This window comes from Vibrio sp. 704 (genome assembly GCF_033339295.1).
Genome location: NZ_JAWOUH010000005.1, coordinates 184,729 through 197,562 on the forward strand (window position 1 = coordinate 184,729; position 12,834 = coordinate 197,562).

A 12,834-nucleotide genomic window follows, 5' to 3' on the forward strand; every position below is an offset into this window, starting at 1 on the left:
CTAATAGCTGACGAAAGACGACTCGTTAGTTCATTTCCGTATTGATCACCACATCACGCGTTTCATTATCCATATCACTGATGCCGACCACTGAGATTTCACGGTCAGATAAATTCTCAATCATGCTGTCTTCTAACCCACCGTCCGTCATCCACGCATAGAATTTTTCCGCAATACGATCCGAACCTTCTCCGACAAACGTTAATGTGACCTTCTTCATTTGTGACACTCCATCAATTTACGATTCAGCCACTTAAGCGTAGTATGTTTCGCAAATATCGACATAAACTAGGACTAACTTCTTTTATGAGTATCGAAAAATTTGACGCGATTTATCAGCGCGCTGCCGAGCGTAAAGGTGGTGAAGATCAACTTGAAGCGCTTTTGTCTCATCCACTAAGCAAAGAAGAGCTGGCAGCGATTCCCGACGACCGTTGGCTAGCCGCTTTTTCGATGAAGGTATTCCAAAGTGGGATTTCGTGGAGCGTGGTTCGCAACAAGTGGCCGAACTTCGAAGAAGTGTTCTTTGGGTTTAAGATTGAGCCGCTATTGATGCTGTCAGATGAGCAATGGGAAACCAAAGCAACCGACAAACGCATCATTCGCCACCTCACTAAAGTCATGTCGATTCCTGCCAACGCTCGTATGATCCACGAAGCAAAAATCGAATATGGCTCGTTTGGCAAAATGGTTGCCGATTGGCCGCAAGAGAAAATCACCGACCTATGGGCGTATTTGAAGAAACGCGGCAATCGCCTAGGCGGAAATACTGGCCCTTACACACTTCGTCAAATGGGCGTTGATACCTTTATCTTGTCTAGCGACGTGGAAGCTTACCTGCGTAATTGCAAGATCATTGAAGGTGGCAAAGATACGAAAAAATCGCTCGATGCAACCAACAAAGCGTTTGTTCAATGGCAGCAAGAAAGTGGTAGAAGCCTGTCTGAGATCAGCCAAATCATTGCGTTCAGTACCGGCGATAATCGCATTTAATCCAGACTGAACCCAAAATACAAACGGCGCACTGATCATTGGATTTAGTGCGCCGTTTTTATGTTCATTGGTTCAAGTACACACTTACTTTGAAGCCAGTGATTCCCACTCAGTCAGTAGCTGCATAATACGGTGAGAGTCTTCCCATGTTGCACAAGGGTTTTCTAACGAGGTACGCCCCTCTTCAACCGCTTGGCGAATATTGCGCACTTGATAGAAGAAAGCGTCCCCAGTTGCCGGTACAGACACCTCGCGCTTCGACGTCTCGTAAATTTCCACACTAAACTGGTTATCTTGCGTTGGTAGCCATGGGTTTGAATCTAAGGTAATACAGCCTTTGCTACCCAGAATGGTGAACTGGTGTTTCAATCCATGATCTTCGGCAGTATGTACGCTCACCGTTTGTTGCTCACCGAATTGCATCATCAAACTCGATTCACAGATATTCCCATCGTTACCTCGTCGACCAATCGCCGTCATAGAGCGGTTTCCAAAGGCTTGTTCACCCAACATGGTTTTCACCACCAAATGCACCAATGACATTGGGTAGCAACCTAAGTTATACAAAGCACCTTTACTGTCTGGATTAACAAACTGCGCAATCGACGCAATATAAGACGTGTGGATGGAGCGAAGTTCACCAATCTCTCCCGATTTAAGCACAGAAACCAACTCGCTGATCAATGGGTGATGTAAGTACATCAAACCCTCAGCAAAGAATACCTTGTGCGTTTCGACTGCTTTTAGTGCCAACTCGGTTTTTTCCATATCTACCGACAGTGACTTTTCACACAGGATCGCTTTTCCCTGCTCTGCCGCTTTAACGATAAAGTCATGATGAAGGTGATTTGGCAATGCTATGTAAATAATGTCGACTTGCTCATCGGCAATCAACGCATCGTAATCGTTGAACGTATTCTCGATGCCATATTGCTCAGCGAATGTCTTTAAGTTCTGCTCCGAACGCCCAGCAACCGCGTATAGTTCACTCTTGTCATCGCCTTGGATTGCCTCAGCCATGACACCTGAGATAAAGCTTGTGCCTAGAATACCCCATTTCATGTTCACGTCTCCTATTGAGCTTGGGTTTCGAATGCTTGAACTAACTCTGCCATTTCAGCCGCAATAAACGCTTGTGTATGCGGCATAGCAAAATGCGCTTCAATCGCGGCGCGGTTTTCATATCGCTCCCAAAGAATCACACGTTGTGGATCTTTAGAATCGTAGGTCGCATTCGCTTGCAAGCACCCCGCTTCGCTTTGCATATCAAGGCAAAATTGTTCAATGGCTTCAACTACTTGTTGTCTTGGCTTATCGGCATTCATTTTCAGTTCGGCGGTAACAAAAATCGTGTCGCTCATGATGGCTCTCTTTCTCCATTCTTAATCATACGCCCACTGTAATTAACCTCGTTTGATTGATAAACTCTGCTTTAGTTATTTCTTTATCAACTCTGGGTGTGCAATGGATAAATTAACAAGCATGAAAGTTTTCGCTTACGTGGTCGAACACGGCAGCTTTCGTAATGCTGCACACCACTTTGATATTTCACCGACTATGGTTGGCAAGCACGTGAGCTTTCTTGAGCAAAGCTTAGGTACACAGCTGATTCATCGCACCACGCGTAAACAGTCCCTGACCGAAGCTGGCAGACTCTACTACCAAGAGTGCCACCGCATTATTGAAGACATCACCAACGCAGAGAACCTGATCCAGACGCTGATCAACCGTCCAACCGGAACTGTAAAAGTTAACTGCCCTGTCACGTATGGCAAAAAGGTCATTGCTCCTATCGTGGCTGACTTCTTAGCTGAATTTCCCGATTTGAACGTTGAGCTGATGTTGGACAACAATTTGATTGACCCATATCGAAGCGAAGCTGACGTGATTATTCGAATCGGTGAGTTGGTCGATTCGTCGTTAGTCGCGAGAAAATTGGGTGAATACCACATGACTTACTGCGCCTCACCCTCTTACCTTGAGCAACATGCCCCTATCCAATCACTTGATGACTTAGCACACCATCATTGTTTGGGGTTTCAGTATCACCAAGGAGAAAGCCAACAAGTGGTGAACATGCCATCTAATACCTTTGGAAACAGCAACACCCGATTAACGTCTAACAATGGCGATGTACTTAAGTTCGCCGCGTTAAAAAGCTCTGGTGTTCTTATGCAACCAAAGATCTTAGTTGAGCAGGAAATCCAATCTGGTGCCTTGGTAGAAATTCTCCAGCAACATGCTCCCAAGCCAAAACCGATCCACCTGCTTTACCGTTCAAAACAGCTTTCCCTTAAAAACCGTACCTTGGTCGATTTTATTCTTTCTCATGTGAATCCATAACGTCACCCCATAAAGCGGCGACAATTTAACCATTTAATTAACTTTTATTGTCGATATGACAAATATTATTGCTTGTTAATTGTCTTTATTTTTCATGTTGTTAGTCAGAGACACCCATTAACTAGGCATAATTTATTGATTCACACCAATTGCATTGCTCTGACAAAGTGACTAGGATTGCCGCCTTTCCTGAGTGAACTATCAAAAAAATATCGAGAAATTTAATCTAATTTCTCTTCCTGTTCGTGTGCAATCACAACATTTACACTCATTTCAAATTGCATAAGCACATTCCTTTGCTTATGAAAACGACATTGATTTCTCAACGCTTTTAGTCACGTATGTGACTTTTTGGCTTGAGAGAGATTTTTATTCAAGGTAGGTCACAAGGACGCTACCCCTTGACTGCATTTACTGGAGGATAAGATGCCTAAAGGTCTAATGCTGACTGACTTAGCCATCGCTGGCTTACTATTGATTTTGGCAAAAGTCATTCGCGTTCACGCGCCATTACTACAGCGTATGTACATTCCATCGGCGGTTCTCGCAGGATTATTCGGTCTATTTTTTGGACCAGCCCTGTTAGACGTACTGCCTTGGACCGATACGTTTACCGCTAACGCAAGCCTATTAACTGCTGCACTTTTTTCTGCGTTAGGTCTGGCAACGGATGTTCCATCACCTAAAACCGTCGCACAGCGTGCTGGCTCATTGTGGGCGTTTAACCAAATCGCTTCTGTTTCTCAGTGGTTGTTTGCAGCAATGTTTGGTCTAGTTCTCACAACCTTCTTCTGGCCAGAGATTAATCCTGGCTTTGGTGTGACAATGTCTGCGGGCTTTATGGGCGGACATGGCTCTGCATCTGTTGTTGGTGAAATCTTCACGGGGCTTGGCTGGGAAGATGGCTTCACACTTGGCTTAACGTTCGCAACCGTGGGTATTTTCATCTCGATTTCTGTCGGCATGCTCATGCTGCAATTCGCATTGAAGATGGGTTGGATTCGTAGCTTTACGACCTTCGACAGCATGGACGAACACGAACGCAAAGGCCTTGTTAAGCCTGATGATCAAGAACCGGTAATGAAAGACACCATGTCTTCCCTGTCGGTTGATTCTTTCGCGATTCACGCTGCGTTAGTGGTTGTCGTAACCGCTTTCTCTTATGTCGCCGCCAACTACTTGTCTTCTTTCCACGATAAGGTGCAGATCCCGACGTTTGTAACTGGCTTCCTTGGCGGCATGCTTGTGCGAATCATCGCGAAACAAACGAAAGCTTCACGCTATCTTTGTGACGGTGCATTCAAACACGCTGCGGGCATCAGTACCGATTATTTGATTATCTTTGGTATCTCAGCCATCAAGATTACCGTCTTAGCCCAGTATTTAATGCCGATGGTAGTGCTTGCAATCGGCGGTATCGCCTTCACACTATGGCTAATCTTCTGGGTTGCCCCACGTATCATGGGCGAAGATTGGTTCGAGAAAGGCATTTTCTCTTGGGGTTGGTTAACCGGTACGGTTGCCATGGGTATTGCGTTACTTCGTATTGTTGATCCCAAAATGCGTAGCAAAGTACTTGATGATTACGCCATCGCTTATGTCCCTGGCTCAATCACTGACATCTTCATCATCTCTTTGATGCCAATCGCGATGTATAACGGCATGCACTGGCAATCGCTTGGTGTAGGATTAGGTTACATCGCAATTGTCTTATTTATTTGGCGATTCATTTTTAAACGTAACAGCAGTGCTCTGACACACGAATCTTAGTCGCTTTACTCGGGAGGATTTTATCCTCTCGAGTTCATTCCTTGGTTTTTATCAAAATCACTCCTCATCTCGAAAATAAGCAACTTGTTTTATATTTGAGATTTGCAATCCCGATCTCTTATTATCATTCTTTTTTAATACTTGACCTGAACGTTTCTATATCAGAATAGCCGCCTATTCGTTTCTAAAACATGGAGAAAGGCTGTGCGTCGCTCTCAAGGATTTACTCTTATTGAACTCATTGTGTGCATCATCATTCTTGGTATTGTAAGCGTCGTTGCATTTCCTAAATTTCTTGGCTTACAAAAAGATGCCAGAGTGGCGGTTCTATATGGAGCCAGAGAAGCACTCATGACCGCCAACAACTTTGTCTACACCAAAGCAGTGATTCAATCTCAAGAGACAGTAGATGGCGGCATACAATATAACATTGATCTAGATAATGACGGCCATAACGACCTAATTGGTTACTTTGGATTTATCAAAAATGTTATTCCAGCAAAAGAGCTAGCAGGCTTTGATCCGCAACTCACTATCAACACTTGGTATGGGGTAGATAGCCCAGACGAGCCCTACTTCCTTATTGGTTTTGCAAACAAGCCTGTTGGTCCAGAACATATGTGTTATGTCGAAGTTTACTACCCAGAAACTCCTGGTGGCCAAGTGAAATACAAAATACAAACTGACGATTGCTAATTCCCATAGAGAGTGGCAGTAACACTTTTACTTTTGGTGTCTTCATCGTTATTGCAAGGTCATGGCTCCAAAACCACCATTAACAACTATTTCACATAATGTCGTCGCACAGTTAGCTCATAGAGATAAAACCAGTAATTTGCGCCGACACATGGTTATAATTGAAACAATCTATCGTTTTTAAACCCGCCTATAACTTGTGCTTGTAAACTCATCATTTCGCTCAATAATAGTTCTATAACAAATTCAATAATTTAAAGCGGGAGGCGTAATGAGAATATTCTGGCAGCTACGTTGGTATTTCCAACAAAAGTGGAGGCACTATGTCGGATCCATTCTGCTTTTCGCTGTGATATCAGCACTACAGCTTGTTCCGCCCAAAGCAGTTGGCATCATAGTTGACGGCGTCGTAGACAACACTTTAGATACAAATACGCTGATTCTATGGCTCTCAGGGTTAACTGTACTGATCTTTACCATTTATGGGTGTCGCATCTTATGGCGAATTTGGCTTTTCGGCGCAAGCTGGGAGCTCGGGACCATTCTACGTAACCGTCTATATAGGCATTTATCGACACAGCCACCTCGTTTTTTTGAACGTTACAAGACGGGGGATCTGATGGCTCGTGGCACTAATGATGTGCGTAATATCGTTATGACAGCCGGCGAAGGGGTTTTAACCGCCGCAGACTCTTTGATCACTGGTATTGCGGTTTTAATCATTATGGTAACGCAAGTAAGCTGGAAGCTCACCGTAATGGCGCTTCTTCCAATGCCATTTCTTGCCATCATCATCTTCTTTATTGTGCGCATCCTACATCAACGCTTTCGTGTCGCTCAGGAAGCCTTTTCTACCATGTCAGACATGACACAAGAGTCACTTAATGGCGTGCGAATGCTGCGTGCTTTCGGATTAGAAAACCAAGAGCAGCAACGTTTTGAAGAGGTTGTGGATGATACTGGCGAAAAGAACATCGCTGTTGCAAGAGTCGATGCTAGATTTGACCCGGCAATTCAGTTAACCATCGGTCTTTCTTTCCTTCTTAGTGTCGCTGCTGGTGCTTACCTTGTTGATAAAGGTGAGATCACGCTTGGTGATCTGACCGCATTTACGATGTATTTAGGGTTGATGATATGGCCGATGCTGGCATTCGCATTCCTATTTAACATTTTAGAAAGAGGCTCTGCCGCATGGAACCGACTACAAGAGATCTTTGATGAAAAGCCAGAAATTATCAGTGGCAATAAGCCAATAGAAAATAAACCACTTCCGTTGAAAATTGATATCGACGATTTCCACTGGTCTAGTGATTTACCACCCGCTTTGACGGAAGTAAACATCGAACTGGAACCCGGAAAAATGTTGGGAGTTGCAGGGCCTGTAGGAAGCGGAAAATCGACCCTGTTAACACTACTTTTGCGTCAACATGATTTAGAAAACGGCTCAATTAAATTCGGTGATGTCGAGATCAAGGATGCCTTACTACCGCAGTGGCGCAACCGTTTTGCCGTGGTTAATCAAAGCCCGTTTCTATTCTCCAAATCTATCTTCGACAATATTGCCTTAGGCAACCCTAATGCAGAGAAAGAAGAAGTCTATAGAGCAGCAAAGTTAGCCTGTATACATGACGATATTGAGAAGTTTCCTGAAGGCTACCAAACAGAAGTCGGCGAAAAAGGCATTACACTCTCCGGCGGGCAAAAACAACGTATTGCGATAGCACGCGCTATGCTGCTGAATGCCCAAGTGTTGGTTTTGGACGATGCACTTTCCGCTGTCGATGGACGGACCGAACATCAAATCCTTAAGAATTTAGAAACATACTACCGTAATCAAGCCCTAATCGTTATTGCGCACCGCCTCACCGCTTTGGAAGCAGCAGACGAGATCATTGTATTGAATCACGGACACATTACTGAACGTGGGCAACATAGCGCTTTATTAGCGCATAAAGGCTGGTACGCCGAGATGTTCGAGTACCAAAAACTAGAGCAGGCGATGGAGGAATAATGAATGAACCACACCAGCACGTTTAAACGGTTAATGTCTTACCCATTATCTCAACCAAAGCCAATGATTAAAGGACTCGCCTTACTGTTTATTGCAGCGTTAGCCAGCGCCGGCGGCCCTTGGTTGATTCAATATTTCATTGATGAGCACATCGCTAAAGGTGACTATTCACAAAATGTTCTGATTTCGCTAGCAGTAGGTTATATCGCTCTTCAGATCGTATCGGCAACATTCCAGTATTTTCAGTCATTGCAATTTAGCATTGTCGCGGCTAACACGATCAAAGCGATTCGTAAGCAAGTATTTTCTGGCGTGATTAAGCAGCCGTTGTCTGCGTTTGATTACACTCCTGCTGGAAAATTGGTGTCGCGAATCACCAACGATACGGAATCTTTACAGCAATTTTATGAGCTTTTGATCGCGACCGTGGTGAAAAACGTGGTCATGATTGTCGTAATGCTTGGCGTTATGTTTTTCATGAGCTGGAAGCTCACACTCGTTGTGCTTGTATTGCTGCCGATCGTCATCGGCTTTATGTACTTGTTTAAGCAGCTAAGTACAGAAAGCTACCGAAAGATGCGTGACCTATTGACCGATATAAATGCGAATCTGAGTGAATCCATTCAAGGGATGAGTGTCATTCAATTAATGCAACAAGAAGAGCGTTTTAATAAACAGTTCAACGAGCTAACCGCAGAGCATCTGGTGGCATCTAAACGAGTGATTCGGCTAAACGGCTATCTGCTAAGACCATTAATGGACTTACTCGCTGGTCTTGCGTTGCTTTGCTTGGTTGCGATCTTTGGTTTTAATGGTATTGAGTTGATTGGTGTGGGGGTACTGTATGCATTTATCAGTTATCTTGCGCGAGTTACTGAACCACTAATTGAGATGACTCAGCAACTTGCTCTACTTCAGCAGGCGTTAGTATCAAGCGAACGTGTTTTTGAATTGATTGATGCGAAAGAACAAACTTACGGGGGCGATCATCAACCATTAAGGTCAGGTGCTATCGAACTTAAAGACCTCACATTTAGCTACGATGGTAAACAGGACGTCCTAAAAGACATTTCGTTGAAGGCCAACCACCAAGACTTTATCGCGCTTGTCGGGCATACAGGAAGCGGTAAAAGCACCTTAGCGTCACTGTTAATGGGCTTTTATCCAACTCAATGTGGTGAACTGCTCATAGATGGTCGTCCACTTAAAACATTAGGGAAAGACGTACTTCGCAAAGATGTGGCAATGGTTCAACAAGATCCACATATTCTCCCTGCTTCAGTCAGAGAAAACATCTCTCTCAGTCGGGCGGTTGATGACAATCAAATATGGGATGCGTTAGACAAGGTAGGTTTGGCAGAACAAATTCATCGTTACCCTAACGGGCTAGACACGCAGTTAGGTCAAGGCGAAACTAATTTATCTGCAGGTCAGAAACAGCTTTTGGCGTTAGCACGTGTGCTTGTGGTAAAACCTAAGATATTGATATTAGATGAAGCAACCGCAAATATTGACTCAGGAACAGAGGCTTTAATCCAAAAGAGCTTGGCGGTCCTCAGACAAGACATGACGCTCGTTGTTATTGCTCATCGGCTTTCAACTATCTTAGATGCAGACCAAATCATTGTTCTTCATCATGGGGAGTTAGTCGAGAAAGGCACACACAAAGCACTCTTAACGCAAAATGGTCGTTATGCTCAAATGTATCAGTTACAGCAAGCAAACCGACATCTACAACAGATTGAAGAAGACACCAAGCAACTCGAAGAAGCGGTGTGATTTTAAGCCCGTGCCTTCTTTTTATTTAGTCGGCATGGGCATAATTGGTGTAACTTCAAAATTTAACCTTGTTAGCTTCCAATTTCTTCATAATGTGAACTAATTTTCTATTTCTTACCTATTATTGACATAACCCCTCGCTATATCACGCAAGGTCGTTGTAAAATCGTACGGTACTTAAGTCTACTGCCTGTGGCATTGGGCTGAATTCCGCTTTCTAATTATGCACATTAATCTCATGACACAAGTCCATGGACAAAGATAAGTTTACTAACATCTATCGCTTGCCTGGTTCGATTCAAATTCGTATCGGTAAATGGCAAAAGACGTTCCGCGGCACCTCTGATTTAGTTTTACATCAGGCGCTAATGGAGCGTAATAAGCAATTTAAGAAGCCAGACTTTTTACCTAAAGGCTGGTGTGTCACTCCTATTGATGAAAACGACATTACCATTACGCATCACGGTAAATATATCCAAACCGTTATGCGCACAATGCTGGACAGAAAGGTCTCATACAAGCGACTGTTCCTATCTCGAATGAGTCTCGAAGAAGGTGAAAAAGTGCTCCACAATTACAAGCTGGAGTGGGTAAGAAAACATAACCAGATCGCCAAAAAGTACAATCAAATTAAAAAGAAACAATATATGAACTTTGCAAGAGAAGAAGAGGAAACCCTCTACCCTTCGATTCCAAAGGGTGAGTTTGACAAAACGTTATGGAACAAACTTGTCGTATCATCGTTTGGCCCGCAGAAAAAGTACAAAAACCCGCACTTTGTCCGTAAAGCCGATTTCTAAATAAACACCCCTAAAGTTAGGGGTGTTTATTTATACGTTAACTCACCAGTCGTAAGTTAAACTTGCAATAACATTTTGTCGGTCGCCATACCAACAAAAGCCATCACATGTCGCTATGTACTTTTTATCCGCGATGTTTTTAGCTGCGACTTGTAGCTTGTAATCGCCGATTCGATAACTGACCGTCGCATCCATTAAGAAATAACTTGGTACTTTTAGTCTCTCTTCATTGTCTCCGTATGACTCACCTGTATAGCGCGCGCCTAAGCCAACAGCAAAGCCATCAAGAGGTCCATCAAAGAAACGATAATGTGCCCAAGCTGATGATACGGTATTCGCCACTTGGGAAGGTGTTTTGCCAACCCATGCCTTATTGATGTCTTCTTTTATCTCTGCATCAACGTACGCAATGTTCCCGATCAATGTTAAGGATGGTGTCACATTAGCTACAGCTTCAAACTCAACGCCGTTATTTTCTATTTTTCCTATTTGCGTTAATTCACTCAAGTAGATACGAGCCAAGTTTTCTTTTGTTGCCCGATACGTTGCAACATTGAAATAACCATCAAATGAATCCGGTTGGTATTTCATACCGATTTCAAATTGATCACCGCTTTCAGGCTTCGCTGGCTTACCATTGCTGTCTTCTTGAATAATTGGATCAAAGTACTGAGAGTAACTAAAGTATGGCGTGAAGCCAGAATCAGAAATATAAGCCGTTCCCACGCTAAACGTCCACTCTCCATTATCGACTTTCGTGCGAGCACCCGTGGTAACATTATGTACTTCATTACTTGTATCGTCGTAACGTGCCCCCAATAACATCGCCCATTTATCGTTGATCAGCATATGATCTTGAAAGTAGACGCCGAGTTGCTGATTATCGATTTTCGTTCTTTGCTTATCGGTTTCGCTCAATGGTTGTAGCGTATTCGGATCGAGTAACATTATGTTATCCGAATAAGTAGGATTAAATACATTAAACCTAGGATCGGGCAAAGCTCCCATTGGTGTGTTTAATAATGCACTACCATTAGCAACGATAGGGTCATTGGCAAAATCTTTACCATCGATACTGATCATTTGAAAATCTATGCCCAACATCAAGTTATGCTCAACACTTCCCCAATTTACTTGGTGCATCAAACGATTATCGATATTAAAAGCATCAGATGACCCATCTTCTGTTGAAGCACCCCGAAGTATGGTTTTGCGTTCATTTGATGGGTCCAAAGCTGGCCCCAACGCAGGCACGTCAGCCGAGTAAACGTACGAATACATTTGTCTTAGCTTAACATCCATTTCGCTGTAACGAGCTGCTTGAACAAATGAAGTGGTATCATTAAATGCATGAGAAAACTCATAGCCTAAAGACACCTGCTCACGCTCAAACGTCTCCCAGTTAGGATTGCCTATCGCTAAACTATCACTGATCTTTCCATTTTTGTTTGGCGTTAACGTTCCTTCAACTGGCAAAAATTGCAGATAAGGATCTGAGTCGTCTTTTTGATAGCTCGTTAGAAAGGTAATTTCAGACGTCTCATTAAATTTGTACGTCATCGATGGAGAGAGAAGAATGCGCTCTGCTTCTACACCACTAATTCTCGTCCCATTTTTTCTCGCTAACCCTTGAAAGCGAAAAGCTAGCTGCTCACTCACCTCAGAGTTTACGTCAAGAGAAAGTTGTTTACGGTCTTCAGAACCGTACTCCAAAGATACAAGTCCTGACCCCCCATCAAATTGAGGTCGCTTACTGACAAGATTGATAACCCCACCTGGAGGGTTTTGCCCATAAAGAACAGACGCTGCACCACGTAAAACTTCAACCCTCTCTAACGCAAACGGATCTATTTGCCAACTATAGAAGCCAGAAGAATATAAACGGGTACCATCTTGATACAACCCACTGTTCGCCTGTTTAAAACCACGAATAATAAACCAATCTTGCTTGTTATCTTCGCCGAAATAATTAGTTTGAATGCTTGGTGTGTACTGTAGTGCGTCAGAAATGCTAATAGAGGCACGATCATCCATTTGCTCTCGCGTAACAACAGACACCGCTCTTGGAGTCTCATTGATAGCAATATCAGTTTTCGTCGCTGCCCGACTCTTCGCTCCGAGATAACTAAAATCTGGACCAACTGCACTGTCTTGCTGCTGTCCAATCACAACTATATTTTCATCTTCCTGAGCCAAGACATTTGGCGTTGATACAGCTAATACAACCGCCATCGACGTTGGTGTCAGCATAAACTGCCGAGTCATATTCTCTCCTTTTTGTCGGCAGCCAAACCAACCCTTCATGACTTCAGCGACCGCTGAAAGAAAAGCGAGTTACGGCATCGCCAGTTGTTTCCGTAAAAGACAAACCAGAGGTTTTGCATAAAGCACTCGCATAGGTTACGAATGCCACTACGAGTGCTTATTTGTATAAGTACTTTC

11 protein-coding genes are annotated in these 12,834 nt (G+C 43.6%); 7 read left to right on the forward strand and 4 right to left on the reverse strand.

Going from position 1 to position 12,834, the window contains the following annotated elements:
* Positions 1 to 25: 25 nt before the first annotated feature.
* The gene (locus tag R7R24_RS10405; RefSeq protein ID WP_005377692.1) at positions 26 to 220 is read right to left on the reverse strand and encodes a hypothetical protein; all 195 of its coding nucleotides are present in this window, start codon (positions 218 to 220) and stop codon (positions 26 to 28) included.
* An 86-nt stretch (positions 221 to 306) separates the two neighbouring features.
* Between R7R24_RS10405 and R7R24_RS10410 the strand changes: the two genes are divergently transcribed.
* Positions 307 to 993, forward strand: coding sequence for a DNA-3-methyladenine glycosylase I (locus tag R7R24_RS10410; protein WP_005377694.1), 687 nt, complete (start codon positions 307 to 309; stop codon positions 991 to 993).
* 84 nt (positions 994 to 1,077) lie between these two features.
* Here the strand turns inward: R7R24_RS10410 and R7R24_RS10415 are convergent, their stop codons facing one another.
* Both R7R24_RS10415 and R7R24_RS10420 read right to left on the reverse strand, forming a co-directional pair.
* Positions 1,078 to 2,055 carry a Gfo/Idh/MocA family protein gene (locus tag R7R24_RS10415; protein ID WP_191116128.1) on the reverse strand — a complete coding sequence of 326 codons (978 nt, stop codon included), beginning with the start codon at positions 2,053 to 2,055 and terminating at the stop codon, positions 1,078 to 1,080.
* Between the two features lie 11 nt (positions 2,056 to 2,066).
* The gene (locus tag R7R24_RS10420; protein WP_191116127.1) at positions 2,067 to 2,354 is read right to left on the reverse strand and encodes a putative quinol monooxygenase; all 288 of its coding nucleotides are present in this window, start codon (positions 2,352 to 2,354) and stop codon (positions 2,067 to 2,069) included.
* 103 nt (positions 2,355 to 2,457) lie between these two features.
* Between R7R24_RS10420 and R7R24_RS10425 the strand changes: the two genes are divergently transcribed.
* The 6 genes from R7R24_RS10425 (at position 2,458) to R7R24_RS10450 (ending at position 10,392) form a co-directional block, all read left to right on the forward strand.
* Complete coding sequence (locus tag R7R24_RS10425; RefSeq protein WP_005377700.1) at positions 2,458 to 3,336, forward strand: LysR family transcriptional regulator; 879 nt, start codon at positions 2,458 to 2,460, stop codon at positions 3,334 to 3,336.
* Positions 3,337 to 3,762: 426 nt separating this feature from the next.
* On the forward strand, positions 3,763 to 5,106 hold the full coding sequence (locus R7R24_RS10430; RefSeq protein WP_191116126.1) for a sodium/glutamate symporter: 1,344 nt from the start codon (positions 3,763 to 3,765) through the stop codon (positions 5,104 to 5,106).
* 204 nt (positions 5,107 to 5,310) lie between these two features.
* Positions 5,311 to 5,802, forward strand: a complete 492-nt coding sequence (locus R7R24_RS10435; RefSeq protein WP_005377704.1) for a type II secretion system protein — start codon at positions 5,311 to 5,313, stop codon at positions 5,800 to 5,802.
* A gap of 271 nt (positions 5,803 to 6,073) precedes the next feature.
* Positions 6,074 to 7,813, forward strand: a complete 1,740-nt coding sequence (locus R7R24_RS10440; RefSeq protein WP_025998567.1) for an ABC transporter transmembrane domain-containing protein — start codon at positions 6,074 to 6,076, stop codon at positions 7,811 to 7,813.
* A gap of 3 nt (positions 7,814 to 7,816) precedes the next feature.
* Entirely contained in the window at positions 7,817 to 9,592 is a 1,776-nt protein-coding gene (locus tag R7R24_RS10445; RefSeq protein WP_017634029.1) for an ABC transporter transmembrane domain-containing protein, read from the forward strand.
* 251 nt (positions 9,593 to 9,843) lie between these two features.
* Positions 9,844 to 10,392, forward strand: coding sequence for a hypothetical protein (locus R7R24_RS10450; RefSeq protein WP_017634028.1), 549 nt, complete (start codon positions 9,844 to 9,846; stop codon positions 10,390 to 10,392).
* A gap of 42 nt (positions 10,393 to 10,434) precedes the next feature.
* Here the strand turns inward: R7R24_RS10450 and R7R24_RS10455 are convergent, their stop codons facing one another.
* Positions 10,435 to 12,657 (reverse strand): TonB-dependent siderophore receptor, encoded by a 2,223-nt coding sequence (locus R7R24_RS10455; protein ID WP_191116336.1) that lies wholly within the window; start codon positions 12,655 to 12,657, stop codon positions 10,435 to 10,437.
* Positions 12,658 to 12,834 lie beyond the last annotated feature (177 nt).